The organism is Streptomyces sp. NPDC053493, assembly GCF_044544825.1.
GTDB lineage: Bacteria > Actinomycetota > Actinomycetes > Streptomycetales > Streptomycetaceae > Streptomyces.
Genome location: NZ_JBITXS010000005.1, coordinates 337,458 through 363,332, shown reverse-complemented (window position 1 = coordinate 363,332; position 25,875 = coordinate 337,458). Strand labels below are relative to the sequence as shown.

Genomic DNA, 25,875 nt, shown 5'->3' with positions numbered 1-25,875 from the left:
GGCGGGCGGGCTCGTCTCACGGGTCGCGGCGGCCCGCCCGTACCGCCGCCAGCGCCACCGCTCCCGCCGCCGACAGGGCGAGGAGCAGTCCGACCACCAGCCACAGATTGGCATGCCACAGATTCGTATGATCCATGACATGAAAATCTAGGAAGAAAAGGTACGGATCGGGTGTCACGCCACGCGGCGGCGCTCCGCGTACTCCGCGACCTCCGTCATCGGCGGCCGCTCCTCCGTGTCCACCGGGTAGGTGTGCGGCAGGAAGCCGTGCTCGCCGCGCTCGAACTGGGTGAGCCGCGGCCGCACCAGATGCCCGCGCGAGAGCCGCAGCTGCGCCGTACGGTAGATCGCCGCCGCCATCCGGCCGAGCGCCTGGCCGTCCTGGTGGCGGTGCTTGCGCACTCCCACGTCCACCTGTGCGAGCGCGTCCAGGCCCACCGTGTGCAGCGCGTCCACCAGCAGACCCAGCTCCACTCCGTAACCGACCGGGAACGGCAGCCGCTCGAGCAGCGAGCGCCGCGCCGCGTACTCGCCGCCCAGCGGCTGCACGAAACCGGCCAGCTGCGGCCAGTGCAGATTGAGCAGCGGGCGGGCCACCAGCTCCGTCACCCGGCCGCCCTGACCGGGAGCGTCGCCGAGCGGGCGGTCGTACATCGCCTTCACCAGGTCCACGCCGGGATCGGTGAGCAGCGGGCCCACGATCCCCGACACGAAGTCCGCCGAGAAGTCCCTCAGGTCCGCGTCCACGAAGCACACCACGTCCCCGCCGGTCACCATCAGTGACCGCCACAGCACCTCGCCCTTGCCCGGCACCGCGGGTATGCGGGGCAGGATCGCGTCCCGCGCCACCACCCGCGCCCCGGCGGCCGCCGCGACCTCGGCCGTCCGGTCCGTGGAACCGGAGTCCACCACCACCAGCTCGTCGACCAGCGGCACCGCGTCCGTCATCAGCTCGCGGCGGATCACGTCGACGATCGCGCCGACCGTCGCCTCCTCGTTCAGGGCGGGCAGCACGACACTGACCGTCGTACCCCGCTTGGCGGCCAGGATCCGCTCCAGCGGACGGTCGGCCACCGACCAGGACCGCCGGCCCAGCCAGCGCTCCACTTCTTCCAGCAACGTGATCTCCATCTCGCGGATCGGACGACCGTCTCCACCTTCGAAGGCTTCGGTTACAGTCTTGAACAACGCGGAAGCCCGATGCATGTCGGGGTGCCGACCGCGATCCACAATCGAATACCGCTCATCCAGAGGGGCAGAGGGAAACGGCCCGTTGAAGCCCCGGCAACCCTCCAGTCGGTTCTCGTCCTCCAGCGAGGTCCCCGGCTAGGGAAGGTGCCAAATCCGTCTCATGGCGAAATGCGTCATGAGGAAGATGAGGAGAAAGGGCCTCGCCTCCATGGCTGTACAGACTGTCGCACCCGGAACCACCGTCGACCTCGGTCCCGCGTCCGGGCTCTCCTGCCGCGAATGCGGCGAGCACTTCCCGCTCGGCCCGATCTTCGCCTGTGAGCTCTGTTTCGGCCCGCTCGAAGTCGCCTACGACCTGCCCACCGGCGACCCCGAGGCGCTGCGCAAGCGCATCGAGGCCGGGCCCGCCAACATCTGGCGCTACGCCCCGCTGCTGCCCGTCCCCGCCGACGTCGCCGAGAAGCCCAACCTGAACCCCGGCTGGACCAAGCTCGTCCAGGCCGACAACCTCGCCCGCGAGATCGGCGTCGAGCCCGGCAAGCTGTACGTCAAGGACGACTCCGGCAACCCGACCCACTCCTTCAAGGACCGGGTCGTCGCCCAGGCCCTCGAGGCCGCCCGCGCCTTCGGTTTCACCACGCTGTCCTGCTCCTCCACCGGCAACCTGGCCGGCGCCGTCGGCGCCGCCGCCGCCCGGGCCGGCTTCCGCTCCTGCGTGTTCATCCCGCACGACCTGGAGCAGGGCAAGGTCGTCATGGCCGGTGTCTACGGCGGTGACCTCGTCGCCATCGAGGGCAACTACGACGACGTCAACCGCTTCTGCTCGGAGCTCATCGGCGACCCGCTCGGCGAGGGCTGGGGCTTCGTGAACGTCAACCTCCGCCCGTACTACGGCGAGGGCTCGAAGACGCTCGCGTACGAGATCTGCGAGCAGCTCGGCTGGGTCATCCCCGACCAGCTGGTCATCCCGATCGCCTCCGGCTCCCAGCTCACCAAGATCGACAAGGGTCTGCAGGAGCTCATCAAGCTGGGCCTGGTCGAGGACAAGCCGTACAAGATCTTCGGCGCCCAGGCCGAGGGCTGCTCCCCGGTCTCCGCCGCCTTCAAGGCCGGCCACGACGTGGTGCGCCCGCAGAAGCCGAACACCATCGCCAAGTCGCTGGCGATCGGCAACCCGGCCGACGGCCCGTACGTGCTCGACATCGCCCGCCGCACCGGCGGCGCCGTGGAGGACGTCAACGACGACCAGGTCGTCGACGCGATCAAGCTGCTCGCGCAGACCGAGGGCATCTTCGCCGAGACCGCCGGCGGCGTGACCGTCGGCGTCACGCGCAAGCTGGTCGAGAACGGTCTGCTCGACCCGACGCTGACGACGGTGGTCCTCAACACCGGCGACGGCCTCAAGACCCTGGACGCCGTGGCCGACAGCTCGCAGGCGACCGCCACCATCCGCCCCAGCCTCGACGCGTTCCGCGACGCCGGCCTGGCCCACTGAAAGGTACGTAGACAGACATGGCCGTGAACGTCCGCATCCCCACCATCCTCCGCACCTACACGGGCGGCCAGGCCGAGGTCGCCGCCGAGGGCGCGACCCTCGCCGAGGTCATCGCCGACCTGGAGAAGAACCACGCCGGCATCGCCGCCCGCGTCCTGGACGACCAGGGCAAGCTGCGCCGCTTCGTCAACGTGTACGTGAACGACGACGACGTCCGCTTCGAGCAGGGCCTGGAGACGGCGACGCCGGACGGTGCGGGCGTCTCGATCATTCCCGCCGTGGCCGGCGGCTGCTGAGCCGTACCGGCGGCGCGCCGCGCGCACCACGCGTATCGAGTGCGCCGCGCGTACCGGTGGTACGCACCGCATCCTGAATTGCCCCTTCCGCCGGAGAAAGCGGAGGGGGCAATTCTGCATGGTTGAGCGCGGTAGAGTTGGGGAAGTCCCCTCAGCTGCTCATGCCAGGCGCATATGAAAACGCGTCCGCGCACGACAAGATGCAGCCAAAGTGCCCGTGCCTTGTGTACCTTCTGCGCGCTTTGCCGGGCCCGACTTGCCCCGGAATTCCGGGGATTCTCCCTAATTCCCCTTTCCGGCGTGCCCAGAATTCTCGTCCGATTGACCTGTTGCAGAGGGCAGTTGGGCAGATACATTCAGCCGCGGTCGACGCGTTCCGGCGCAGGGTCTGACCCGGGTCCGCGAAGTGCGGTCCCGCGCAAGGGCCAGTAATAGGGGAGTTAGGCATGGCTCAGGGCACCGTCAAGTGGTTCAACGCGGAGAAGGGCTACGGCTTCATCGCGGTCGACGGTGGTGCGGATGTTTTCGTCCACTACAGCGCGATCCAGATGGACGGCTACCGCACCCTCGAAGAGGGTCAGCGGGTCGAGTTCGAGATCTCGCAGGGCCAGAAGGGTCCGCAGGCGGACATGGTCAAGCTCGCCGTCTGAGCGCGGCGCGATCGGCCACCGACGCACTTCCGTCAAGGGGCCCGCATCCTGACCGGGATGCGGGCCCCTCGCGCGTTCCCGCGCGGAGGTCGCGGGGGCGGGGTGGGGAGATGCGTCAGGGGTGCTCGATCTGCGGGAGTCGCTTGCACTCTCCTAGGGCGAGTGCTAATCATTGGCGTTAGCACTCTGAAGGTGAGAGTGCTTACGAGGATCGGGCAGACGAGGTCGCCGGCCGCGTGGGGCAAGGAACCACACGGAGGGCGGGCCGTCCGTCGCGGGCGTCGGCGCGGTCCAGGAGCGTTATCCACCCCATGTCCGGGAGGACCACTTCACATGGCCAAGATCATCGCGTTCGACGAGGAGGCCCGGCGCGGTCTCGAGCGCGGCATGAACCAGCTCGCTGACGCCGTCAAGGTCACCCTCGGCCCGAAGGGTCGCAACGTCGTCCTCGAGAAGAAGTGGGGCGCCCCCACGATCACCAACGATGGTGTCTCCATCGCCAAGGAGATCGAGCTCGAGGACCCGTACGAGAAGATCGGCGCCGAGCTGGTCAAGGAAGTCGCCAAGAAGACGGACGACGTCGCCGGCGACGGTACGACCACCGCCACCGTTCTCGCCCAGGCGCTGGTCCGCGAGGGCCTGCGCAACGTCGCCGCCGGCGCCAACCCGATGGCCCTCAAGCGCGGCATCGAGAAGGCCGTCGAGGCCGTCTCCGGTGCGCTGCTCGACCAGGCCAAGGAGGTCGAGACCAAGGAGCAGATCGCCTCCACCGCCTCCATCTCCGCCGCCGACACCCAGATCGGCGAGCTCATCGCCGAGGCCATGGACAAGGTCGGCAAGGAAGGCGTCATCACGGTCGAGGAGTCCCAGACCTTCGGTCTGGAGCTCGAGCTCACCGAGGGCATGCGCTTCGACAAGGGCTACATCTCGGCGTACTTCGCGACCGACATGGAGCGCATGGAGGCCGCGCTCGAGGACCCGTACATCCTCATCGTCAACTCCAAGGTCTCCTCGGTGAAGGACCTGCTCCCGCTCCTCGAGAAGGTCATGCAGTCCGGCAAGCCGCTGCTGATCATCGCCGAGGACGTCGAGGGCGAGGCCCTGTCGACCCTGGTCGTCAACAAGATCCGCGGCACCTTCAAGTCCGTCGCCGTCAAGGCCCCGGGCTTCGGCGACCGCCGCAAGGCCATGCTGAACGACATCGCCATCCTCACCGGTGGCACGGTCATCTCCGAGGAGGTCGGCCTCAAGCTCGAGAACGCCGGCCTGGACCTCCTCGGCCGCGCCCGCAAGGTCGTCATCACCAAGGACGAGACCACCATCGTCGACGGTGCCGGTGACAGCGAGCAGGTCGCGGGCCGCGTGAACCAGATCCGCGCCGAGATCGAGAACAGCGACTCGGACTACGACCGCGAGAAGCTCCAGGAGCGCCTGGCGAAGCTCGCCGGTGGCGTCGCCGTCATCAAGGCCGGTGCCGCGACCGAGGTCGAGCTCAAGGAGCGCAAGCACCGCATCGAGGACGCCGTGCGCAACGCGAAGGCGGCCGTCGAGGAGGGCATCGTCGCCGGCGGTGGCGTCGCCCTGCTCCAGGCCTCCGCGGTCTTCGAGAAGCTCGAGCTCGACGGCGACGAGGCCACCGGTGCCAACGCCGTCAAGCTGGCCCTGGAGGCCCCGCTGAAGCAGATCGCCGTCAACGGTGGTCTCGAGGGCGGCGTCGTCGTGGAGAAGGTGCGCAACCTCCCCGTCGGCCACGGCCTGAACGCCGCGACCGGCGAGTACGTCGACATGATCGCCGAGGGCATCATCGACCCGGCCAAGGTGACGCGCTCCGCGCTGCAGAACGCGGCCTCCATCGCGGCCCTGTTCCTCACCACCGAGGCCGTCATCGCCGACAAGCCGGAGAAGGCCGCCGCGCCGGCCGGCGGCGGCATGCCGGGCGGTGACATGGACTTCTGATCCCGACGGATCGGTTGTTCATCGCTGAACGCGACCGAGGGCGGCACTCCCAGCCGGGGGTGCCGCCCTCGGGCGTTTCCACCGGCGCCGGCCGGCCCCACCGGCGCCGTGGCTTCGGCCGGACGCCGAAGGGCGGCACTCCCGTCCGGGAGTGCCGCCCTTGGTCGCTGTACGGAGAGGACGCGCGTCAGCGCACGTCGACCCAGTCCTGGCCGCTGAAGGTCTGGAAGTGGGTGCTGTCACCGTAGTAACGGACCTGGTACCAGCCGTCGGCCGTCGCCGTGGTCTTCACCGAGACCGCGCCGGTCCCGGAGGACCGGCCGGTCGCCACCTGCTTCCAGGTGCCGTTCGCGCCCCACGGCTTGAACCACACGCTCACCGGCTGGTAGGCGAGACCGCGCCACGCACCGCTGCCGTAGTGCTGGAGCGAGGCCGTCACCGTGACCGCCGCGCCCTTGGCGACCGGGTCCGGGGAGGCCTTGAGGGACTGGACGCGGGTGTCGGTGCGGACGACGTAGAACGGCTTGCTGACGGACTGACCGAAGTAGTCGTTCGCCACGTGACGGAGCCGGAACCAGCCGCCCTTGTTCCAGACGCCCAGGGTGAAGGCGGTCCGGCCGTCGTTGCCGTTGTAGAAGCTCGTCGAGCCGGCCTGCTTCCAGCCGGTCTGCCCGTCCGGGGACTGCTCCAGGACCACCGTCTGCGAGGAGGACGTGGACGTCCAGCTCTCGTACGGCGAGCGGAGGTCGCCGTACACGGTCAGCCGCGCGTCGGTGCCGAGCTTGTAGCCGATCACCGAGGTGCGGGAGTCGGCGGGCAGCGCCAGCGGACCGCTCGTGTAGAAGGTGACGAACGGGTCCGTCGACTGGACGTGCCAGCCGGACCAGGTGCCATAGGAGTCCCGGCCGGGCGCGGCGACGAGCTGCACGCTGAAGCGGCCCTCGGCGTCGGTGCGCACGGTCTTCGAGAGACCGCCGCCCAGGCGGGCCGACAGCGGGACGTCGGCCAGCGGCGCGCCGTTCGCGGACGGGTCGGTGACCCGGCCGCTGATCGTGACGGTCTCGCCGTGCTCCGCGCGGGCCTTGTCGGCGGTGGCGGTGACCGTGGACCACTTCTCGGACCCGCTGGTGTACGCGTAGTACGTCGCGGTGCCGTGCACCTCGGTGCTGTTCTCGGTGAACGTGGCCTCGGCGGACGTGTACCGGGTCGCCACCGGTACCGGCTCGCCGGTGAAGGCGCCGGTCTCGCCGGTCACGGCGGAGCCGAACGGCGTGTCCTCGCCGGTGCGCTCGTACGACACGGTACGGCCGGACAGCGGCACCTCGTCGCCCGAACCGGGCTGGACGCCGACCAGCGCGCCCTTCGGGTGCAGGTTCCGGTCGGTCCAGCTCGGGTCGCCGATGGCGAACTCGTTCAGGCGCGGCTTCAGCGTGAAGTCGAGCGTGCCCGCGTCGGTGCGGGTGACCGTGTTGCCGAGCGAGTCGGTGGCGGTCACGTCGATCGCGTACTTGCCGAGCGACGGGATGGTGCCGCCGTCCTCGGTGAGCTTGAGCGTCGCCTCCTCGGGCAGGGCGAAGGTGCCCCGGCTCGAGGCGTTCTCCGTCAGCGCCGGGATCTCGGCGAGGACGGTGTCGCCCTGCCGGACCTTGGCGGAGACGGAGGTGACGGTCGCCTGCGGCGCGTCCGTCCAGGCGGTCACCCGGAAGGTGCCGCGCTGGGCGTCGATGGTGAGCGCACGGCCGATGCCCAGGGGGCTCGGGGCGGGAGCGTCCTCGGCGAAGGCCGGGCCGACCGCCGCGCCCAGGGTGAGCGCCGTGACGAGGGAGACGGCGGAGAGCCGTCGGAGGTCAGAGCGCATCGACATAGATCGTCCTCGACTCGCTGTAGAAGTAACCGGACTTCTCCTGCCACCCCAGGGCCCAGGTTCCGTCACCGTAGTTCGTGGTGCTGAAGCTGAAGTTGCCGGTGGAGTTGGTCGGGATGTCCTTCTTGGCCCAGTACCAGCTCGGGTCGCCCTTGGGCTTGTAGTAGAGCGTCAGGCGCGCGCCCGGCATGGCCTTCCAGACACCGTTGACCTTCTGCTGCACCAGGCCCTTGACGGTCATGCTGCCGCCGGTGCGCGGACGCGAGGGGCTGATGGTGACGTTGACGATCCGGGTGGGAATGCGGGAGAGGCGGACGGGCGTGCTCGTCTTGGTGACGTAACGGTCCGTCTCCGGGTGGTAGATCCGGTAGAGGGCGTTGTCGTAGCCCCAGACCCGGAAGTCGTAGTAGCAGTCCATGCTGACCGGCATCGACTTCATCTGGCCCCAGCTGCGTCCGCCGTCCAGGGACACCTGGAGGGCGACCCAGTCGGGCTTGTCGACGCAGGAGCGGTTGCCCGCCAGCTGACCGCGCACCATCAGCTGCCCGAACTGGTCGAGCGACTGCGCGGTGGTGCCGAAGGTGAACTGCTGCGGCACGCTCAGCGGCGCGACGTCGGTCGGGCGCTCGTTGCCGTTGCCGTAGTAGACCGAGGGACGCAGACCGGAGTAGGCGCCGGTCGTCGAGTACTGGACCCGCACCGGGTAGGCGAAGCCGCCGTCCTCGGCCGAGGTGCCGGAGCCGATCAGGTCCTTGAGGACCCGGTCGTACGACTGCGGCGCGGTCCCGGTGGTGACCACCGGGGCGCCGGCGAAGCCCTTCCAGCCGTCGTCGGTCAGCCGCTCGACGCGGCCGGTGATCTGGACGTCGGTGCCCGCGTTGACGCGGTACTTGGCGGCGTCGGAGGTGATCCGGTACGTCAGCTTGTCGACGCCGACGGCGGGCAGCGGGCGCCCGTTGTCGGGGTCGACCTCGGCCGTGGCCTGGACCTCGGCCGTGCCGCCCGAGATCTTGGCGTCCGGGGTGACGGGCAGCGTGAAGGTGCCGTCGGCCGCCGTGCTGGCGGTGGCGGTCTTCGTCCGCGGCGAGTCGTAGGCGTCGAGCAGGTTCAGCGTGACCTTCACCGCCGTGCCCTCGGCGGCCGGCGTGCGGGCGCCGGTGGCCGGGTTCCAGGTGGTGGCCTTGCCGGACAGGACGACGTCGCGGTGGTCGTAGTCGGTGGTCTTGCGGTCGAAGGCGACCGTGGAGACACCGGTGTGCAGCTTGTAGCCGAAGGTGCCGCCGGTCCACTGCTGGACGAGGCCGCCGGGCAGGCGGTAGTCGACGCGGAGCGGGTAGTCGCCGAAGGCGGTGCCGTCGGCGAGCTTGACCGGCGCGTCGGTCGTCCAGGAGTAGGAGCCGGTGGACGTGAGCTCGTCCGTCGAGCCGAGGACGGCCGCGTCCGGGGCGGTGGAGGCCACGACGCTGACCTTCACCCACAGGGCGTTGCCCGGCAGACCCACGAGGGTCAGCCGGCCGTCGTCCAGAGTGATGGTCTGGTTGACGGTTTCCGCGTACGCGGCGGGGGCCGCGACGACGGCGGGCAGGGCGACGCCTGCCGAAAGTGCGAAGACGGTTGCCGCGCGCACCAGGGCATGCGGCAGCGTGCGCGTAGAGCGCATCTGAGGGACCCCCCACAGGTCGGAAGCGCGGCGCATGGAAATCGCGGGCCGCGTGGGAGCACGATAGCGCTTGATGGTTGAACGTGTTCACTCGATTCCCTGTTCGCCTCCCGAGTTTGTCAGGGTCATCCTGGGAGAGAGGTGCCTCGGAGCCGGTCGAAGAGGACGGGAGAGGTCAAATGATCACGCTGCTGACCACACCGGCGGACCGCGAGCTGGTCATCACCCGCACGTTCGACGCGCCCGTGGAGCGCGTCTGGGAGGCGTGGACCCGTCCCGAGCACGTACGGGAGTGGTACGGCGTCGCCGCGATGACCATGTCCGTCTGCGACATCGACCTGCGGCCGGGCGGCGCGTGGCGCTGGGGCCAGCGGGGCCCGGACGGACAGGAGATCGTCTTCTCCGGCACGTACGAGGAGATCGTCCCGGCCGAGCGGCTCGTCTACACCGAGGTCTTCGAGCAGATGCCCGGTGCCGAGCCGGTCCGCGTGATCCTGTCCTTCGACGCGACGCCGGACGGCGGCACCGCGCTGACCAGCACCTCCTTCTGGCCGACGACGGAGATCCGGGACCAGGCGCTGGCGTCGGGGATGGAGGCGGGTGTGCGGGAGCAGTACGACCGGCTGGCGGACCATCTGCGCGAGATGTGAGCAGGCCAGATGTGAGCAGGCCAGGCGGGACTTTCCGGACCCGACCTAGGGTGGGGCCGCATGGAACTCTCCGCGATCACACTCGACTGCGCCGATCCGCTCGCGCTCGCCGACTTCTACCACCGCGCCACCGGTCTGCCGCCGCACCCGAGGAACCACGCCGACTTCGCCGGTGTCCAGCGGCCCGGCGGGCTCCTCATCGGCTTCCAGCGCGTGGACGGCTACCGGCCGCCGTCCTGGCCCGGCCAGGACGTGCCGCAGCAGCTGCACCTGGACTTCTCCGTGGACGACCTGGCCGAGGCGGAGGCCCGGCTGCTCGCGCTGGGCGCGGGCAGGCCGGCGTACCAGCCGGATCCGGAGCGTTTCGTGGTCCTGACGGATCCGGCCGGTCATCCGTTCTGCCTGTCACCGCGCCGCTGAGGCGGCCGGACGCGGCCGTCCGTCGGCCCGTCGGAACAGTCCCGCCCACAGGAACCGCTCGCCGAAGTGCGGCGAGTCGGCCGGCTCGTCGCGCATGCGGCGCAGGGACAGCTCCTCGTGCTCGCCGAAGAGCGCGCGCAGCGACTCCGCGGTGTAGGCGAGGCCGCCGTGCAGGGAGCGGTCGCGGTAGAAGGCGGCGTCGGGGAGCTCGGAGCCCATGCCGTCGGGGCCGGCGGCGAAGCAGGTGAGGGCGAAGCGGCCGCCGGGAGCGAGGTGGCGGGTGAGGAAGGCGAGGTAGGTGGCGCGGCGGTGCGGCGGCAGGTGGTGGAAGCAGCCGGAGTCGTAGATCAGGTCGTACGGACCGTCGGCGCCGAGGCCCAGCTCGTCGGCGAAGGCGTCGCCGTGCAGGAACCGGACCTCCAGACCCGCCTCGCCGGCCCGTTCCCGCGCCCAGTCGAGCGCGGCGGCGGACAGGTCCACCGCGTCGACCCGGAAGCCGCGGGCGGCCAGGTGCAGGGCGTTGCGGCCGGGCCCGCAGCCGAGGTCGAGCGCGCGCCCGCGGGCCGGGATCAGGCCCTGGTCGAGGTGGGCGACGAGGTTCTCGTCCGGCTTGGGGACGAAGAACGGGACCGGCCGTGAGCGGTCGTCGTAGAAGCCCTGCCATTTGGCGCTGTCGTCGGCGAACAGGCCGTCCAGGAGCCGGAGTACGTCCTCGGTGGTGCGGGTCGTGCGGTCCAACGCGGGTCCCTTCCGTGGCGGGTGCCGGGCAGGGGAAACGCTACGGGAGGGATGGGTAAAAGCCCAGGTCAGAGGCGGTTTGGCGAGTGTGTGTACGGGGCTGTGGCGGGCGTACGGCGGGGCGCCGGGCGGCCGGGTCCGGGGCGGCGGGCGAGGCCCGGGAAGCGGGCGCGCAGACCCGCCTCGGGGCCGTTCCGGGCCGCGCCGGGCCCGCTTTCCCGACGATTTCGGGCGGGGTCGCTGCGGGGCTCGGGCGGGGTCGGTGCGGGCTCGGGCCGGGGCCGAGCCGGGGCTGGGTGCGGGCCCGGTCCGGGGCCGAGCCGGGTCCGAGCCGGGGCCGACGCGGCGTCAGGCGGCCGGCGGGGCCAGGAGGTCCGGGGACTGGCCGGCGCGGCGGAGGGCGGCGGTGACGAAGCCGTTCGCCTTCAACTCCTCCACGGTGGCGCGCAGGAAGGCGACCGTCTCCGGGGCGCGGCCCGCGGTCGTGCCGACGGCCTGGCGGATCTCCATGAAGCGCTCGTCGAGGAGCCGTACCTCCGGGTGGGCCGCGGCGTAGGCCGTCATCGGCTGGCGGATGCCGGCGCCCGCCTCCAGCTTCTGTTCGGCGAAGGTGTCGACGCCCTCCGCGCCCCGGACGACCGTCGCGTGCCGCAGGGTGCGGGTGAGGTGGAGGTCGTACGCGGAGCCCGCCTTGACGCCGACCCGGACGCCCGGCGCGTCGACGTCCGCGGGCGTGCGCAGCGCGGAGTCGCGCGGCACCGCGTACACGCCCTCGATGACGACGTACGGCGCCGTGAAGGCGACCTCCGCCTCCCGCGCCGGGTCGACGGCGAGGAAGCAGAGGTCGGCCCGGCCGGTCGCCATCGCCTCGTACGACCTGCGGGCCGCGTCGAAGCAGAGCAGCTCCACGGGCACGCCGAGCCGGGCGCCGATCTCGCGCGCGAGGTCCACGGTGATGCCGGCCGGGGCGTCGGGCGTGCCCTGGGCGAGGACCGGGTTGCCGAGGTTGATGGAGGCGCGCAGGGCCCCGGTCGGGGCGAGATCGGCGACGAGCGCGGCACGGGCGGAGGCCGGAGGCACGGAGGCCTGCGGGGCGGCGGCGGAGGCCAGGACGTCGGCGGAGGCCGGGACATCGGCGGAGTGGGCGTCGGTCATGCGCCGGAGTCTAGGCGGCGGCCCCCGCGAGGCGGCGGCCCCCGCGAGGCGGCGGCGCCCGGGAGGCGGCGGCGCCCGGGAGGCGGCGCCGGCCGCCGGGGCCGGCCGGGCGGGACTTTCCGGACCCGGCCTAGGCGTCCGCGTGGTGCGCGCGGTCGAGGAGGGCCAGTTCGTCGTCGGTCAGCTTCAGCGAGCCCGCGGCGACGTTGGCGGCCAGGTGGCCGAGGTCTCCGGTGCCGGGGATGGCGAGCAGGTGCGGGCCCTGGTGGAGGGTCCAGGCCAGGCGGATCTGGGCCGGGCTCGCGTCGTGGGCGCGGGCGACGGTCAGGATCTCCTCGGCCTCCACCGCGGTCGCGCCCGTCTCCCGGCCGGCCGCGGCGATCGCGTAGAACGGGACGAAGGCGACGCCCAGTTCGCCGCACCGGCGCACGAACGCGGCGTACTCCGGCCGCACCCCGATCCCGTACATGTTCTGCACGCACACCACGGGCGCGATCCGCAGCGCCTCGTCGAGGTGCTCGGGCGTGACGTTGGACAGGCCGAGGTGGCGGATGAGGCCGGCCTCGCGGAGCTCGGCGAGCGCGCCGAAGCGGTCGGCGATCGAATCGGTGCCGACCACGCGGAGGTTGACGACGTCGAGGTGGTCGCGGCCGAGCTGGCGGAGGTTCTCCTCGACCTGGGCGCGCAGCTCGCGCGGCGTGCGGGCGTGGGCGGCCCAGGCGCCGGAGGCGTCGCGGGCGGGGCCGACCTTGGTGGTGACGACGAGGTCGTCGGGATAGCGGCCGGAGGGCGCGAGGGCGCTGTTGATGAGCTCGTTGGCGGAGCGCAGCGGCGAGAAGTAGAAAGCGGCGGTGTCTATGTGGTTGACGCCGAGGTCGACGGCCCGGCGCAGCACGGCGATCGCCTGGTCACGGTTCCTGGGTACGGCGTGCTCGACGAGCGCTTCGCCGGTCTGCGGCAGCCGCATCGTGCCGAAGCCGATCCGGCGGACGGTGAGGTCGCCGAGCGTCCAGGTGCCGGAGGCGGCGGCGTCGGGCGCGTCGACGGTCTGGTCGGTGCTGCTCATGAGGTGCTGATCTCCCTTGTGCGGTACGGGGGTTGGCCCCACCCCGTGATCGCCTGCCTGCCGGATGGGGCGGGAAGGCGTGATCGACGAAGGTTTCCGTATGACCTCCTTCTCGCGCAACGCCCTTCTCGTCGGCCTCTCCTCCGCCGCCGTCGCCGCCACGCTCCTCGCCGCCCCGGCCTCCGCCTCCGCCGCCCCCTCGGCTTCCTCCCTGACGTGGAGCCCGTGCGGTCCGGCCGGCCTCGGCCAGGAGTGCGCCACGCTCACCGTGCCGCTCGACTACGCCGACCCGGCCGGCCGCCAGGTCTCCCTCGCCGTCTCCCGGATCCGCAGCACCCGCCCCGAGGCCCGCCGCGGCACCCTCCTCGTCGTGCCGGGCGGGCCCGGCAGCTCCGGTGTGCAGCGGCTCGGCCAGAAGGGCGCGGCGCTCGGGAGGGAACTGGACGGCGCCTACGACCTGGTGGCCTTCGACCCGCGCGGTGTCGGCGGCAGCATGAAGGCGGACTGCGGGCTCGCGGAGGAGGACCGGCACCTCGTGACGCTGCGCTCCTGGCCCGCCGCCGACGGCTCGATCGACGAGAACGTCGAGCGCTCCCGGCGGGTCGCCGCCGCCTGTGCCCGCAACGGCGGCGCCGAGCTGCGCAGCCTCACCACCGCCAACCAGGTCCGGGACATGGACCGGCTGCGGCAGGCGCTCGGCGAGGAGAAGGTGTCGGCGTGGGGCGTGTCGTACGGCACGTACGTCACCGCCCAGTACGCCCAGAAGTTCCCGCACCGCACCGACCGGATCGTCCTCGACAGCAGCGCCGACCCGAACCCGCGCACCGTCGCCCAGGGCTGGCTGCGCGGCATGGCCGTCGGCGCCGACGACCGCTTCCCCGACTTCGCGGCCTGGGCGGCCCATCCGGACCGGGCGGCCGCCGGTCTGCGGCTCGCCGAGCGGCCCGAGGACGTCCGCCCGCTCGTCCTCGACCTCGCCGCCCGCCTGGACCGTGAGCCCAGGCCGTCCACCACGCCCGATGTCGCCCTCACCGGCAACCTGCTCCGCCAGGCCCTGCAGAGCGCCCTCTACTCCGACTCCGCCTTCGCGGACTTCGCCCGCCTCGTCCAGGAGGCCCGCACTCCGTCGGCGACGCCCGCGCTGCCGCCGATGCTGACGGGCCCGATGCCCGACGCCGATGCCACCGTCACCGTCGGCGTCATCTGCAACGACGTCCGCTGGCGCGGCTCCGTCCGGTCCTACGAGCGGGCCGTCACCGCTGACCGCGCCGCCCACCCGCTGACCGGCGGCATGCCCGCCAACATCACGCCCTGCAGCTTCTGGAAGGGCGGCCCCGTCGAGAAGCCGGCCCGCCTCACCGCCGACGGCCCGTCCAACATCCTGATGATCCAGAGCCTGCGCGATCCCGCCACCCCGCACTCCGCCGGCCTGAAGATGCGCGAGGCCCTCGGCGGCCGCGCCCGGCTGGTCTCCGTCGACCACGGCGGCCACGGCATGTACCTCGGCAACGGCAACGCCTGCGGCGACCGCACGGTCACCCGCTTCCTGCTGACGGGCGAGCGCCCGGCGGCCGACGCGGCCTGCTGAGCGGGCGGTCAGGCCTTCACGGGCGCGGGCTCCGTCCCGGAACCCGGCTCCGGCCCGGGTGCCGGCCCGGTCCCCGAGGCCGGGGCGCCCGCCGTCGGCGTGCCCGCCACCGGCGTGCCCGAGGAGACCACCGTGCCGGTCTCCTCGGTCGCCACGTCGAACTCCTCCAGGAGCGCGCGGCTGAAGCCGAAGAAGTACGTGGCCAGGAAGCCCGCGACGTAACCGGTCAGCAGGCCGCCCGCGTAGATCGCGGCGGTCTCGCCCAGGCCCTTGTTGCCGTCGAGCAGCGGGAAGAGGGCCCAGCCGGAGGGGCCGATGGCGGTGGATCCGGTCTTGGCGCCCAGCATGGTGAAGAGGCCGACGAAGCCGCCGCCGAAGGCGCCGCCGACGCAGGCGGTGACGAAGGGACGGCCGAGGGGCAGGGAGACGCCGTAGATCAGCGGCTCGCCGACACCGAGGAGGCCGGCCGGGAGGGCGGACCTGATGGTGCGGCGGATCGAGCCGTTGCGCGGGAGCTTCAGATAGACGGCCACGGCCGCGCCGACCTGGCCCGCGCCCGCCATCGCCAGGATCGGCAGGAGGACGGTGTAGCCCTGCTGCTCGATGAGCGTGGTGTGGATCGGGATGAGGGCCTGGTGGAGGCCGAGCATCACCAGCGGCAGGAACAGACCGCCGAGGACGAAGCCCGCGCCCGCGCCCGCGTGCGCGAGGAGCCAGTCGGCGAAGTCGCCGACGGCCCGGGAGACCTCGCCCGCCACGAACATCAGGCCGAAGACGGTGACCAGGCCGGCGACCAGGACGGTGAGCGTCGGGGTGACGAGGACGTCGAGGGCCTCGGGCACCCGGCGGCGGCACCACTTCTCGACATACACGGCGAGGAGGGCGGCGCCGAGCGCGCCGAGCACGCCGCCCTGGCCCGGTGAGAGCGGCCGGCCGAAGACCTCGATCTTGGCGACGCCGGCGAAGACGATGACGGAGGCGACCGCGCCGCCCAGGACCGGCGTGCCGCCGAACTCCTTGGCGGTGTTGTGGCCGACGAAGACAGCGATGAGGGCCATGAAGCCGCTCGCGACGGCGGCGAGCGCCGGGGTGACGCCGGGCAGCACGCCGAGGTTGATCAGGAGGCCGTTGAGGCCGGCGATGACGCCGCAGCCGATGAGGGCGGGGATCAGCGGGACGAAGACGTTCGCGATCTTCCGCAGGAAGAGCTTGAACGGCGTCGCGTTCCTCGCCTTGCGGGCGGCCCTCATGGCCTCGCCCCGGCCGGCGAGGTCCTCCGCCGAGCGGGCGGGCGCGGGAGCGGCGGCCACCAGGGCCTCGAACGCGGGCGTCACGCGGGCGACGGTGCCCGGGCCGAGGACGATCTGGTACGTGTCGTCCTCCACCACGCCCAGCACGGACGGCAGGGCCCGCAGGGCCTCGTCCTGGACGAGCGAGCGGTCGCGCAGACCCAGGCGGAGCCGGGTCATGCAGTGGGCCACGGAGGTGATGTTCCCGGCGCCGCCGACGAGCGGGAGGATCGTGGCGGCGGTCTCGCGGTTCTTGTCCCGTGGGCGGCCGGCGCCGCCTCTGTTTGCGGTGCTGCCTGCGCCGCCTGCGCTGCCTGCGCTGCCTGTGCTGTCAGTGCTTCCTGTGCTGTCCGTGCTGTCTGTGCTCATGGTGCGTTGGCGCCTTGCTGTGAGGGGCCGGGTTCACGCGTGCAGGGCCGCGCGCAGGTGGCCGTGGGAGTCCCGCAGCCGCTGGTCGGCGGCCTTGGCATCGATGTCGGCGAGGATCATCAGGATCGCGGTCTTCACCTCGCCGTCGGCGGCGGCGAGGGCGGTCTCGATCTGCTCGTCCGGCGCGCCGGTGGCGAGGGCCACGATGCGGCGCGAGCGGGCCTGCAGCTTGTCGTTGGAGGCGCGGACGTCGACCATGAGGTTCCCGTAGGTCTTGCCGAGCCGGATCATGGTGATGGTCGAGATCATGTTGAGGACGAGCTTCTGTGCCGTGCCCGCCTTCAACCGGGTGGAGCCGGTGAGGAGTTCGGGCCCGGTGACGACCTCGATGCCGTGCTCGGCGGCCGCGGCGAGCGCGCTGTCCGCGTTGCAGGCCAGGCCGATGGTGAGCGCGCCGCGTGCCCGGGCGTGTTCGACGGCGCCGATCGCGTACGGCGTACGGCCGGAGGCGGAGACGCCGACCACCGTGTCGTCGGCGGTCAGGCCGAGCGCGGTGAGGTCCTCGACCGCGAGCTCCTTGGAGTCCTCGGCGCCTTCGACGGCCTTCACGAGCGCGGACGGGCCGCCCGCGACGAGGCCGACGACCTGGGCGGGGTCGGTGTTGAAGGTGGGCGGGCACTCGCTGGCGTCGAGGACGCCGAGCCGGCCGGCGGTGCCGGCGCCGAGATAGATCAGCCGGCCGCCGCGGGCCATCCGTTCGGCCGTGGCGTCGATGGCGGCGGCGATGGCCGGGAGCTGCCTGGCCACGGCGGCCGGGACGGTCTGGTCCTCCCGGTTCATGAGCGCGGCGATCTCGGCGGTCGGCAGCCGGTCGATCTCGGCGAGCTCGGGGCGGAACGCCTCGGTGGTGAGGGCGGCGAGCTGGGCGCGCAGTTCGGAGTACGTGGTGGACACGGGGGCGGCTCTCTCGTGGCTCAGCGGTTGCGGGGCGAGTGGCGGTGGGCCAGGGCTTCGTACGAGGCCGCGAGGGCCGGGGCCGCCGTCTCGTACGTACGCTGGGTGACGCAGGTGAAGAGGCAGTCCACGACCAGGAGTTGGCTGGTGCGGCTGGACATCGCGGCGGGGCGCAGTTCGCTCTCGCGGGCGGTGGAGGTGGTCAGGACGTGGTCGGCGTACTGCGCGACGGGTCCGTCCGGGCGGCCGGTGATGGCGACGGTGGTGGCGCCGTGGTCGAAGGCGACCCGGAGCGGTTCTATGACGTCGCCGGTCGAGCCGGAGTGGGTGATGGCGATGGCGACGTCGCCGGAGCGGAGCTGCACGGCGTTGGTGACGGCGAGGTGCGGGTCGCTGTGGGCGTGCGCGACGAGGCCGATGCGCAGCAGCTTCTGGCCGAGGTCCTGGGCGACGAGGCCGGAGGCGCCGACGCCGTAGATGTCGATGCGGCGGGCGGTGGCGAGGGCGGCGACGGCGGCGCCGAGCTGGACGGTGTCGAGTCCGGCGGCGGTGTCGGCGAGGGTCTGCTGCTCGTCGTAGGCCAGTTTGGCGACGACGTCGGCGACGGGGTCGTCCACGGCGATGTCGGCGGTGACGGACGGGGCCCGGCCGGACTGCTGCTGGGCGGCGAGGCCGGCCAGGGCGAGGCGCAGGTCGCGGTAGCCGGGATAGCCGAGGAGGCGGGCGGTGCGGACGACGGTCGCCTCGCTGGTGCCGGTGAGTTCGGCGAGGCCGGTGACCGTGAGGGCGGCGCAGCCGGCCGGGTCTCCGGCGACGGCCTCGGCGACGCGCTGCATGGAGCGGGTCATGGAGGGGGCGAGGGTGCGGACCTTGGCCGCGAGGGCGGCGGGAGCGGGCGGGGCCGCAGCGGGCGCGGGGCCGGGGCCCGGGCCGGGTGCCGGGATGCCGGCGCCCGGGGTGCCGGTGCCGGGGCCGCCGCCGGACGCACCGGTGAAACTTTCCTTCACGTGGTTGGTCACACTTGAAAGATATTTTCGGGCATGTGGGGCGTCAAGCCCCCGTTCGCCCTCTCTCCCGGGCAGGCCGTTGGTCCCCGGCGAGGCCGGGGCGCAGAATGTGAACATGGACGCCATCGACCCCTTGGAGCAGGCCCTTCACACCGCCCGCTCCCTCGTTCTCGCCGACCTGATGGCCCGCGAGGTCGCCATGGCCGAGGTCGTCTCGATGGTGGAGGACGCCGTCGCCCACCGTCGCTGGTGGGTGGAGCAGTGGCCGGAGGGACGGGCCTTCGTGGCCGGTCTGATAGCGCAGGACGTGCAGGACGCCCTGCTCGAACGCTACGGCCGCTGGCCGCTGTGCCCCGTCTGTTCCTCGGGCGACCCGCACGCCCTCGACGTCGAACCGGAGATGGGCCCGGACCCGCACTGGGTCTGCGGCAAACAGGGAGTGGTGGTCGCACCGGTGGGCGGACTGACGTGACGCTCTACATCGACCCGCCGACCTGGCCGGGTCACGGCCGCATGTGGTCGCACCTGGTCAGCGACGTCTCCTTCGAGGAGCTGCACGCCTTCGCCGAGGCGATCGGCTGCCCGCCGCGCGCCTTCGAGCGCGACCACTACGACATCCCGTCCGACCGCTACGCCTCCGCCGTCGCGGCCGGCGCGGTCGAGGTCGGCTCGAAGGAACTGCTGCGCCGCCTCACCGAGGCGGGCCTGCGCCGGCCGAGGACCCGGCCGGCGCAGGGCGAGACGCTGCCGCGTTACGACGTGTAGTCGGAGGAGGGCCTCCGTCGGGAGGAGCCGCGGCGGCGCCTCAGGGAGAGCCGCGGAGAGGCCCTCGGGAGGGAGTCAGGAGGCGGTGCTGTAGCTGATGCCGGCGCCGTGGGTGGCGGCGATGGTGCCCGAGGCGTAACCGTCGTGGATCTTCACGGGGTTGCCGTCGACGTTCCGCACCTTCAGCGTGGCGCGGACCTGGGTGCAGCCGGCCGGCAGCTGGGCCGTCGTCAGGTGGACGTGGTTGGCGGCCGTCTGGTGGTGCTTGTCGTTGGTGATGTTCCAGCGGCTGACGGCGCCGGTGAGCGGGCTTCCGCACGGCGTGCCGTCGGTCTTGCGGGGCTGGGCCTCGACCCAGGTGTCGACGACCGTGCCGGTGTAGGCGGTGGTGCCGCCCGGGCAGATGGAGGAGCCGGCGGCGCAGGTCGACAGCGCGGCGTCCTGGTAGACGACGAAGTCGGTGTCGGTCGGCGACGGGGTGTAGGTGTAGCCGAGCGTGGTGGTGGGCGTGGTGGAGCGGGAGACGACGGTGCCGCTGCCGGCCTGGAGGGTCCAGTCGGCGGTGGCGGCGTAGTCCTTGCGGGCGAGTTCCGCGCCGGCGGGCACGCGCATGGTGACGGTGCGGCCGTTCACGATGATCGAGGAGTACGAGACGATCGACAGGCGGCAGCTGTAGCTGCCGTCCGCGGGCGCCTGGAACACCCAGCGCAGGGCGGCGGTCAGCTGCTTCTCGCCCGGCGGCACGAGGTTGGCGGCCCAGTAGGCGCCGGCCTCGGTGCCGGCCGGCAGTGCGGTGCCGTCGGCGTTGCGGCAGCGGATGGCCATGGTGTTGCCGATGTTGTCGCCGGCCGTGACGGCGTCGACCGGGCCGGTGGAGAAGTAGCGGGACCAGAGGAAGGAACGCTGGCCGGCCGCGGCGTCGAAGGTGATCTCGGTGCCGGGGACGTCCAGGTAGGTGTCGGCGTTCCGCGTCACCTCGTACGTGAAGTCACCGGAGACGGCGCTCGCGGGCGCGGCGGTGAACGCCGTGCCCGCGAGGGTGAGGAGGAGCGCTCCGGCCGTCGCCGCGGCGGCGCGGATCGATCTGAGTCGCACAGGTACTGCCCTGCTCTCTCGTTGACGTGTACGCCTCCGTACGGAGGGTCAGCGAGACGATACGCGGGACTCCTGCTGCCGGGATTCCTGGCTCGTGGACTCCTGGCCCGAGGACCGGGACACGATCCGGGAGGGCGTCCTGGTGAGCCGCAGGGCGACCGCGACGGTGGCGAGGGCGACGACGGTCATGGCGGCGCCGGCCCAGGCGGGCGAGGCGTAGCCGAGGCCGGCGTCGATGACGCTGCCGCCGAGCCAGGGGCCGCCGGTGTTGCCGAGGTTGAAGGCGGCGGTGGTGGTGGCGCCGGCGAGGGTGGGCGCGGCGCCGGCGACGTTGAAGATCCGGGCGTTGAGGGCGGGCGCGGTGTAGAAGGCGGAGACGCCGAGCAGGAAGGTCAGGGCGATCGTGGCGACGGGGCTGGAGGCCAGCAGGGCGAGCGCGACGAGGAAGACGGTGGAGGCGGTGATGCCGGTGAGCAGCACGCCGAAGAGGTGGGCGTCGGCGAACCGGCCGCCTATGTAGGTGCCGATGAGGGCGCCGACGCCGAAGAGCCCGAGGACGGCGGAGACCCAGCCGGCGTCGAGACCGGAGACGTCGGTGAGCAGCGGCGCCAGGTAGGAGAAGGCGCAGAAGACGCCGCCCGCGGCCAGGGCGGTGATCAGCACGGACAGCAGCACCTGCCGGTCCCGGTAGATGACCAGCTCGCCCTTGAGGCGGGGCCGGTTCTCGGGCAGCGGGATGTGCGGGATGCGGGTGACGACGCCGACGAGGGCGATCGCGGAGGCGACGGCGACGGCCCAGAAGGCGGAGCGCCAGCCGAGGTGCTCGCCGAGGAAGGCGCCGGCGGGCACGCCGAGGACGTTGGCGATGGACAGTCCGCCGATCATCACGGCCATGGCCCGGGCGCGGGCGCCGAGCGGCACCATCGCGATGGCGACGGCGGCGCCGACCGCCCAGAAGCCGGCGCAGGCGAGCGCGCTCACCACGCGGGAGGCGAAGAGCACGGCGTAGTTCGGCGCGAGCGCGCCGGCCACCTGGCCGAGCCCGAACAGGCTGATCAGCGCGATGAGGGTGGTCTTGCGCGGCAGCCGCAGGGTGGCGACGGCGAGCAGCGGGGCGCCGACCACCATGCCGATGGCGAAGGCCGAGATGAGCAGACCGGCGCGGGGGATGGAGACGTTCATGTCCTCCGCGATGGGTGGCAGCAGCCCGGAGAGCATGAACTCGCTCGTCCCGAGCGCGAACACCGACAGGCCGAGGATGTAGACGGCCAGCGGCATGCGGGAGGCGGTGGAGGGGGCGGACACGGGCGGCTCGGCGGAGGAAGACGGCATGACATGGGCAACCAGCTCTTTGTGCCTGTCATTCCTCCGCCGCCGAACGTCTCGGAATGCGGGACGGGGAGCCGGCGCCGGTGCGGTCCGCCAAGTTCCTTGCGCCAGGCCGTACTAGGTGACGACCACCGTTGCCCCCGCGCGCCACCTCCGGCGGCATGCGACCGCCGCGTCCTCGGAGGAGGTCCAACGAACAGGCGGGGGACCGCGCATGGTGTGGCAGCCTGCCGGGATGCCGTGGGAAATCAAAGAGCACGCAGGTCGCCACTACGCCGTCCTGTTCCACTACGCCCTGCCCGACGACGCCTGGGCCGTGGAGCTGAGCGAAGCCAGGGCGGTGCCGGGCGAGGGGGCCGGGGGCGCCGACGGCGCGGTGGACCATGTGCCGGGGGCCGCCTTTCTGTCGACGCATGTGCCGGACGAGGACCCGGATCTGCAGCCGACCGTCCGTCTCTGGAGCCCTGACGGGCGTGTCGTCCCGTACGAGGTCATGCGGTGGTACATGGAGCAGGTGGCCGATCAGGTGGAGCGCTGTCGTCTCGCGTTCGAGCAGGAGGAAGCCGGGTCGCCGTGACGACCCGGCCGTAGCCGTCACGCGGTGGGCGTTCCCGGCCCGTTCGTCAGTTCCTTCAGTTCCCGTTCCATGTTCGCGCGGGCCTTCTCCTCCCAGACCGCCGCGCCGTACGGGGTGCGGAAGAGGCGGGGGAGGGCGAGGAGGTGGCGCAGGACGGCGGCGCGGCCCTCGCGGAAGGCGTCGTCCGGGACGAAGGCGTACTCCTCGCGGACGGCCGCCGTATACCCCGTATAGGTATCCGGGCCGCTGGCCAGGATCGCCAGGTCCGCGTCGCAGAGGGTTTCGCCGTTGAGGTCGCCCGGGGCCGGGTCGTGGCTGACGGTGAGGCGGACGAGGCGGGCGACCTCGGCGACCTCGCGGGCGGTGAGGCCGGCCTCGGTGAGGGCCTTCTCGGCCAGCGCCGCCGAGCGTTCCTCGTTCTCGGAGCGGTCGGGCCGGTAGACCGCGTCGTGGAACCAGGCCGCGAGCCGCACGAGTTCCAGCTCACCGCCCTCGCCGCCCTGGTCGGTCAGTTCGTCGATGCGGTCGAGGACCGCCCGCAGGTGGTCGGCGGTGTGGTACCTGCGCTGCGGCTCGTTCCAGCGGGTCAGCAGGTTCCGGCCGTACGGGAGCGGGTCCGGGCCCTCGCGGCCGGACCGGGCCGCGAGCAGGGTGGCCGTCCAGCGCCGGAGGAGCTCCTGCTCCTGTTCTGCCTTCATCGGGGCGGTCATGTCCCGCATTCTGCCGCCCGCGGCCCCGGAATCGGGCGCTCCTCGCGCCCTCATCTCACTCTTACATACCCCCCATGGGTATGCTACGGTGCTCCCGCAGGTACCCCCCAGGGGTATGCCACCGCGAGGGAAGGGTCAGGGCAATGTCAACCGTCAATCCCCGGCGCTGGTGGGCACTTGCCGTGCTCGCCGCCGCCCAGTTCATGGTCATCATGGACACCTCGATCATCGGGGTCGCGCTCCCGAAGATGCAGCAGGACCTCGGCTTCTCGCAGGGCGAGCTCCAGTGGGTCTTCAACGCCTACGTGATCGTCTTCGGCGGTCTGCTGCTGCTCGGCGGCCGTCTCTCCGACCTCCTCGGAGCCCGCAGGATCTTCGTCACCGGCTGGGCGGTCATGATCGCCGGCTCGGTCCTCGCCGCGGCCGCGCAGACCGCCTGGGTCGAGATCGCCGGCCGCGCCGTCCAGGGTGTCGGCGGCGCGCTCATCGCGCCCTCCGCCATGACGCTGCTGATGATGCTCTTCATGCACGACCCGCGGGAACTCGGCAAGGCCATGGCCCTCTACGGCGCCGCGGCCCCGGCCGGCGGCACCGCCGGCGTGTTCCTCGGCGGCGTGTTCACCGAGTGGGCCGCCTGGCAGTGGTGCTTCATCATCTACGTCCCGATCGGCCTCGCGACCCTCGCCGCCACCAAGCTCCTCCCGAACGTCGAGTCCCGCCGCGGCTCCGTCGACGTCCTCGGCGCCGTCGCCGTCACCGCCGGTCTCGCGCTCGGCGTCTTCGCGGTCGTCCGGGCGCCCGAGGTCGGCTGGGGCGCCACCGCCACCGTCCTGGAGCTGGCCGGCGCCGTCGCCCTCATCCTGCTGTTCTTCGTGATCCAGAAGGCCGTCCGCGAGCCGCTCATGCCGCTCAGCGTGTGGCGGGTCCCGCGCCTCGGCTCGGCCAACCTGGCCATGACGCTGCTCGGCGCGGCCTGGATCCCGATGTGGTACTTCCTCAACCTCTACCTGCAGCAGGTCCTCCACTACGGCGCCTTCGCCTCCGGCGCCGCGCTGCTCCCGATGACCGTGCTCCTCATGATCTTCATGACGGCCATCACCGCCCGCCTCATGGCCAAGTTCGGCGCCAAGCCGCTCATCGGCGTCGGTCTGCTCGTCCTCGCCGCCGGCCTGGTCTGGCTGGCCGCCGTCGAGCCCACCGGCACCTTCGTCGTCGACGTCCTGCCGGCCTCGCTGGTCGCCGCGCTCGGAATGTCCCTCGCCTACATCCCGGCGATGATCGCCGCGATGTCCGGCGCCCCGCAGGAGCAGGCCGGTCTCGCCTCCGGCATCGTCAACACCACCTACAACGTCGGCTCCGCGCTCGGCCTCGCCGCCCTCACCGCGGTCGCCATGTCGCAGGGCGCCGACCAGCTCGGCAACCTGCCGAAGCTGACCGACGGCTTCTCGGCCGCCTTCATCGGCGCCGCGGTCGTCGCCGCCGTCGGCGGTGTCGTCACCCTGCTGGTGATGAAGAGCGACAAGGCGCTCGCCGCCGGCTCCCCGGCGGCCGCCGCCGAGCAGCAGGGCCAGGGCGACAAGGTCGCCGCGTAACACCCCGCCCCAGGGGGCCGCCCGATGTCCGTTCCACGGCCGTCGGGCGGCCCCTTTTCCGTACCCGAGGCCGGCCGCCGCCACCCGGATCCCGGTTCCCGGAGTCCGTGGCCGGCATCCGTCGCCGCCGTCCGGAGCCGGCCGCGTCGAAGATGCCGGCGCGCGGATCCGGCCGTGTCCGCGCGGCCGCCTCCGCACCGACCCCCCACACCGAGAGGAAACCCATGGATCTGAACACCCGCGCCGTCCACGTCGCCAACCCGCCCTTCGAAGCCGGCAGCTGGCCGCTGTCGGTGCCGCTCGTGCAGTCCTCCGCCTTCGCCTTCTCCTCCGCCGACGAGCTCGCCGAGGCCATGGCCGGGCCCGACGGGCGCTACGTCTACAGCAGGCGCGGCAATCCGACCGTCCGCGCCCTTGAGCAGACGCTCGCCGGGCTCGAGGGCGGCGCCGGGGCCATCGCCTTCGCCTCCGGGATGGGGGCCGTCAGCGGCGTCCTGCTGGCGCTGCTGAAGCCGGGCGACCGTGTGGTGGCGCAGCGCTGTCTGTACGGCGGGACGTACGCCGTCCTGTCGGACCTCGCCGCCCGGTACGGCGTCCACGTCACGTACGTCTCGGGCGACGACGTGGCCGAGTTCGAGGAGGCGGCGCGGCATCCCGCCACCCGGCTGCTCGTCCTGGAGACCGTCGCCAACCCGACCGGCCAGGTCGCCGACCTGCCGGGACTGCTGGCCGCCGCCCGCCGGACGGGCGTCGTCAGCGTGGTGGACAACTCGCTCGCCTCGCCCGTCCTGTGCCGGCCGATCGAGCTGGGCGCGGACGTGGTCGTGCACTCCACCACCAAGTACCTGTCCGGTCACTCCGACGTCCTCGGCGGCGCCGCCGTCTTCGCCGACGACGCGCTGCGCCGGACCGTGTGGCCGCGCACGGTCGAACTGGGCGCCTGCGCCGACCCGTTCGCGGCCTGGCTGACGCTGCGCGGGATTCCCACGCTGCCGCTGCGGATGCGCGAGCACTGCCTGAACGCCGTGGTGCTCGCCGAGCGGCTGGCGGCCAGGGCGGAGGCCGGCGGTGACGTCAGGGCCGTCCACTATCCGATGCTGCCGGGCCATCCCTCGTACGCGACGGCCCGCAAGGTGCTGTCGGGCGGCGGCGGGCTGCTGTCCTTCGAGCTCGCGGGCGGGCGGGAGGCCGGCCGGGCCTTCGTCGAGCGCGTGCGGGTCGCCCGGCTGGCGCTGTCGCTCGGCGGGGTGGAGTCCCTGGTCACCCATCCCGCGTCCACCTCCCATCGCGAACTGGACGCGGACGCGCTGGCCGCGGCCGGGATCGCGCCCGGCCTGGTGCGGATGTCGGTCGGCATCGAGGCCGTCGAGGACCTGTGGGCCGACCTCGAACAGGCCCTGGACTGAGGCCTGTCGGGGCTTCTTTTGGGTTGACAAAATAAATGAGCGATTCGTAGATT

At 72.4% G+C, this 25,875-nt stretch carries 24 protein-coding genes and 1 riboswitch; of the genes, 12 read left to right on the top strand and 12 right to left on the bottom strand.

What is annotated here, in order from left to right; all coding sequences use genetic code 11:
* Positions 1 to 174 precede the first annotated feature (174 nt).
* Positions 175 to 1,119 (bottom strand): glucosyl-3-phosphoglycerate synthase, encoded by a 945-nt coding sequence (locus ACIGO8_RS17915; RefSeq protein ID WP_399731310.1) that lies wholly within the window; start codon positions 1,117 to 1,119, stop codon positions 175 to 177.
* Positions 1,120 to 1,240: 121 nt separating this feature from the next.
* A riboswitch (SAM riboswitch) is annotated at positions 1,241 to 1,382 on the top strand.
* On the opposite strand from ACIGO8_RS17915, the gene thrC reads away from it, so the two are divergent.
* The 4 genes from thrC (at position 1,376) to groL (ending at position 5,588) form a co-directional block, all read left to right on the top strand.
* Complete coding sequence (gene thrC, locus ACIGO8_RS17910; protein ID WP_399730950.1) at positions 1,376 to 2,686, top strand: threonine synthase; 1,311 nt, start codon at positions 1,376 to 1,378, stop codon at positions 2,684 to 2,686. Its footprint overlaps the riboswitch before it by 7 nt.
* Before the next feature lie 17 nt (positions 2,687 to 2,703).
* The gene (locus ACIGO8_RS17905; protein WP_399730947.1) at positions 2,704 to 2,982 is read left to right on the top strand and encodes a MoaD/ThiS family protein; all 279 of its coding nucleotides are present in this window, start codon (positions 2,704 to 2,706) and stop codon (positions 2,980 to 2,982) included.
* Between the two features lie 446 nt (positions 2,983 to 3,428).
* Positions 3,429 to 3,632 (top strand): cold-shock protein, encoded by a 204-nt coding sequence (locus ACIGO8_RS17900; protein ID WP_005315736.1) that lies wholly within the window; start codon positions 3,429 to 3,431, stop codon positions 3,630 to 3,632.
* A gap of 333 nt (positions 3,633 to 3,965) precedes the next feature.
* Positions 3,966 to 5,588, top strand: coding sequence for a chaperonin GroEL (groL, locus tag ACIGO8_RS17895; protein ID WP_365347643.1), 1,623 nt, complete (start codon positions 3,966 to 3,968; stop codon positions 5,586 to 5,588).
* A gap of 187 nt (positions 5,589 to 5,775) precedes the next feature.
* Here groL and ACIGO8_RS17890 read toward each other — a convergent pair whose 3' ends face one another.
* Positions 5,776 to 7,446 (bottom strand): carboxypeptidase-like regulatory domain-containing protein, encoded by a 1,671-nt coding sequence (locus tag ACIGO8_RS17890; protein ID WP_399730943.1) that lies wholly within the window; start codon positions 7,444 to 7,446, stop codon positions 5,776 to 5,778.
* A complete protein-coding gene (locus ACIGO8_RS17885; RefSeq protein WP_399730940.1) occupies positions 7,436 to 9,112 on the bottom strand; it encodes a hypothetical protein in 1,677 nt (558 codons plus the stop codon). Before ACIGO8_RS17885 ends, ACIGO8_RS17890 begins: the two co-directional genes overlap by 11 nt.
* A 179-nt stretch (positions 9,113 to 9,291) precedes the next feature.
* On the opposite strand from ACIGO8_RS17885, the gene ACIGO8_RS17880 reads away from it, so the two are divergent.
* Both ACIGO8_RS17880 and ACIGO8_RS17875 read left to right on the top strand, forming a co-directional pair.
* Positions 9,292 to 9,762, top strand: coding sequence for an SRPBCC family protein (locus tag ACIGO8_RS17880; protein WP_399730938.1), 471 nt, complete (start codon positions 9,292 to 9,294; stop codon positions 9,760 to 9,762).
* A gap of 60 nt (positions 9,763 to 9,822) precedes the next feature.
* Positions 9,823 to 10,182, top strand: coding sequence for a VOC family protein (locus ACIGO8_RS17875; RefSeq protein ID WP_399730935.1), 360 nt, complete (start codon positions 9,823 to 9,825; stop codon positions 10,180 to 10,182).
* Here ACIGO8_RS17875 and ACIGO8_RS17870 read toward each other — a convergent pair.
* From ACIGO8_RS17870 to ACIGO8_RS17860, 3 genes are all read right to left on the bottom strand, one after another.
* Complete coding sequence (locus tag ACIGO8_RS17870) at positions 10,168 to 10,920, bottom strand: class I SAM-dependent methyltransferase (protein ID WP_399730932.1); 753 nt, start codon at positions 10,918 to 10,920, stop codon at positions 10,168 to 10,170. The two genes, ACIGO8_RS17875 and ACIGO8_RS17870, sit on opposite strands and share 15 nt — an antisense overlap.
* 348 nt (positions 10,921 to 11,268) lie before the next feature.
* A complete protein-coding gene (locus ACIGO8_RS17865; RefSeq protein WP_399730929.1) occupies positions 11,269 to 12,075 on the bottom strand; it encodes a transporter substrate-binding domain-containing protein in 807 nt (268 codons plus the stop codon).
* A 130-nt stretch (positions 12,076 to 12,205) separates the two neighbouring features.
* Positions 12,206 to 13,141 carry an aldo/keto reductase gene (locus tag ACIGO8_RS17860; RefSeq protein ID WP_399730926.1) on the bottom strand — a complete coding sequence of 312 codons (936 nt, stop codon included), beginning with the start codon at positions 13,139 to 13,141 and terminating at the stop codon, positions 12,206 to 12,208.
* Positions 13,142 to 13,241: 100 nt separating this feature from the next.
* On the opposite strand from ACIGO8_RS17860, the gene ACIGO8_RS17855 reads away from it, so the two are divergent.
* Positions 13,242 to 14,729 (top strand): alpha/beta hydrolase, encoded by a 1,488-nt coding sequence (locus ACIGO8_RS17855; protein ID WP_399730923.1) that lies wholly within the window; start codon positions 13,242 to 13,244, stop codon positions 14,727 to 14,729.
* Between the two features lie 8 nt (positions 14,730 to 14,737).
* Here ACIGO8_RS17855 and ACIGO8_RS17850 read toward each other — a convergent pair whose 3' ends face one another.
* From ACIGO8_RS17850 to ACIGO8_RS17840, 3 genes are read right to left on the bottom strand one after another with little or no spacing between them, the layout of a single operon-like run.
* On the bottom strand, positions 14,738 to 16,387 hold the full coding sequence (locus ACIGO8_RS17850) for a PTS transporter subunit EIIC (RefSeq protein ID WP_399730921.1): 1,650 nt from the start codon (positions 16,385 to 16,387) through the stop codon (positions 14,738 to 14,740).
* Between the two features lie 33 nt (positions 16,388 to 16,420).
* Positions 16,421 to 17,341, bottom strand: a complete 921-nt coding sequence (murQ, locus tag ACIGO8_RS17845) for an N-acetylmuramic acid 6-phosphate etherase (RefSeq protein WP_399730919.1) — start codon at positions 17,339 to 17,341, stop codon at positions 16,421 to 16,423.
* 20 nt (positions 17,342 to 17,361) lie between these two features.
* Complete coding sequence (locus ACIGO8_RS17840) at positions 17,362 to 18,360, bottom strand: MurR/RpiR family transcriptional regulator (RefSeq protein WP_399730916.1); 999 nt, start codon at positions 18,358 to 18,360, stop codon at positions 17,362 to 17,364.
* A gap of 103 nt (positions 18,361 to 18,463) precedes the next feature.
* Here ACIGO8_RS17840 and ACIGO8_RS17835 point away from each other — a divergent pair, with 103 nt between their 5' ends.
* Positions 18,464 to 18,820 carry a hypothetical protein gene (locus ACIGO8_RS17835; protein WP_399730913.1) on the top strand — a complete coding sequence of 119 codons (357 nt, stop codon included), beginning with the start codon at positions 18,464 to 18,466 and terminating at the stop codon, positions 18,818 to 18,820.
* On the top strand, positions 18,817 to 19,113 hold the full coding sequence (locus tag ACIGO8_RS17830) for a DUF4031 domain-containing protein (protein ID WP_399730910.1): 297 nt from the start codon (positions 18,817 to 18,819) through the stop codon (positions 19,111 to 19,113). Before ACIGO8_RS17835 ends, ACIGO8_RS17830 begins: the two co-directional genes overlap by 4 nt.
* 75 nt (positions 19,114 to 19,188) lie before the next feature.
* Here ACIGO8_RS17830 and ACIGO8_RS17825 read toward each other — a convergent pair whose 3' ends face one another.
* Positions 19,189 to 20,208, bottom strand: coding sequence for a hypothetical protein (locus ACIGO8_RS17825; protein WP_399730908.1), 1,020 nt, complete (start codon positions 20,206 to 20,208; stop codon positions 19,189 to 19,191).
* A gap of 48 nt (positions 20,209 to 20,256) precedes the next feature.
* Positions 20,257 to 21,486, bottom strand: a complete 1,230-nt coding sequence (locus ACIGO8_RS17820) for a Cmx/CmrA family chloramphenicol efflux MFS transporter (RefSeq protein WP_399731308.1) — start codon at positions 21,484 to 21,486, stop codon at positions 20,257 to 20,259.
* Positions 21,487 to 21,772: 286 nt separating this feature from the next.
* On the opposite strand from ACIGO8_RS17820, the gene ACIGO8_RS17815 reads away from it, so the two are divergent.
* Positions 21,773 to 22,114, top strand: coding sequence for a hypothetical protein (locus ACIGO8_RS17815; protein WP_399730905.1), 342 nt, complete (start codon positions 21,773 to 21,775; stop codon positions 22,112 to 22,114).
* 17 nt (positions 22,115 to 22,131) lie between these two features.
* Here the strand turns inward: ACIGO8_RS17815 and ACIGO8_RS17810 are convergent, their stop codons facing one another.
* A complete protein-coding gene (locus ACIGO8_RS17810; protein WP_399730903.1) occupies positions 22,132 to 22,824 on the bottom strand; it encodes a hypothetical protein in 693 nt (230 codons plus the stop codon).
* A gap of 143 nt (positions 22,825 to 22,967) precedes the next feature.
* Here ACIGO8_RS17810 and ACIGO8_RS17805 point away from each other — a divergent pair, with 143 nt between their 5' ends.
* Both ACIGO8_RS17805 and ACIGO8_RS17800 read left to right on the top strand, forming a co-directional pair.
* On the top strand, positions 22,968 to 24,416 hold the full coding sequence (locus ACIGO8_RS17805; protein WP_399730900.1) for an MFS transporter: 1,449 nt from the start codon (positions 22,968 to 22,970) through the stop codon (positions 24,414 to 24,416).
* A 224-nt stretch (positions 24,417 to 24,640) separates the two neighbouring features.
* Entirely contained in the window at positions 24,641 to 25,822 is a 1,182-nt protein-coding gene (locus ACIGO8_RS17800; protein ID WP_399730897.1) for a trans-sulfuration enzyme family protein, read from the top strand.
* Positions 25,823 to 25,875 lie beyond the last annotated feature (53 nt).

Coding starts and splice junctions, on each gene's coding strand:
- thrC (WP_399730950.1), top strand. CDS start 1,376: ATGAGGAGAAAGGGCCTCGCCTCCATGGCTGTACAGACTGTCGCACCC.
- ACIGO8_RS17905 (WP_399730947.1), top strand. CDS start 2,704: ATGGCCGTGAACGTCCGCATCCCCACCATCCTCCGCACCTACACGGGC.
- ACIGO8_RS17900 (WP_005315736.1), top strand. CDS start 3,429: ATGGCTCAGGGCACCGTCAAGTGGTTCAACGCGGAGAAGGGCTACGGC.
- groL (WP_365347643.1), top strand. CDS start 3,966: ATGGCCAAGATCATCGCGTTCGACGAGGAGGCCCGGCGCGGTCTCGAG.
- ACIGO8_RS17890 (WP_399730943.1), bottom strand. CDS start 7,446: ATGCGCTCTGACCTCCGACGGCTCTCCGCCGTCTCCCTCGTCACGGCG.
- ACIGO8_RS17885 (WP_399730940.1), bottom strand. CDS start 9,112: ATGCGCTCTACGCGCACGCTGCCGCATGCCCTGGTGCGCGCGGCAACC.
- ACIGO8_RS17880 (WP_399730938.1), top strand. CDS start 9,292: ATGATCACGCTGCTGACCACACCGGCGGACCGCGAGCTGGTCATCACC.
- ACIGO8_RS17875 (WP_399730935.1), top strand. CDS start 9,823: ATGGAACTCTCCGCGATCACACTCGACTGCGCCGATCCGCTCGCGCTC.
- ACIGO8_RS17865 (WP_399730929.1), bottom strand. CDS start 12,075: ATGACCGACGCCCACTCCGCCGATGTCCCGGCCTCCGCCGACGTCCTG.
- ACIGO8_RS17860 (WP_399730926.1), bottom strand. CDS start 13,141: ATGAGCAGCACCGACCAGACCGTCGACGCGCCCGACGCCGCCGCCTCC.
- ACIGO8_RS17855 (WP_399730923.1), top strand. CDS start 13,242: ATGACCTCCTTCTCGCGCAACGCCCTTCTCGTCGGCCTCTCCTCCGCC.
- ACIGO8_RS17850 (WP_399730921.1), bottom strand. CDS start 16,387: ATGAGCACAGACAGCACGGACAGCACAGGAAGCACTGACAGCACAGGC.
- ACIGO8_RS17835 (WP_399730913.1), top strand. CDS start 18,464: ATGGACGCCATCGACCCCTTGGAGCAGGCCCTTCACACCGCCCGCTCC.
- ACIGO8_RS17820 (WP_399731308.1), bottom strand. CDS start 21,486: ATGCCGCTGGCCGTCTACATCCTCGGCCTGTCGGTGTTCGCGCTCGGG.
- ACIGO8_RS17815 (WP_399730905.1), top strand. CDS start 21,773: ATGCCGTGGGAAATCAAAGAGCACGCAGGTCGCCACTACGCCGTCCTG.
- ACIGO8_RS17810 (WP_399730903.1), bottom strand. CDS start 22,824: ATGACCGCCCCGATGAAGGCAGAACAGGAGCAGGAGCTCCTCCGGCGC.
- ACIGO8_RS17805 (WP_399730900.1), top strand. CDS start 22,968: ATGTCAACCGTCAATCCCCGGCGCTGGTGGGCACTTGCCGTGCTCGCC.
- ACIGO8_RS17800 (WP_399730897.1), top strand. CDS start 24,641: ATGGATCTGAACACCCGCGCCGTCCACGTCGCCAACCCGCCCTTCGAA.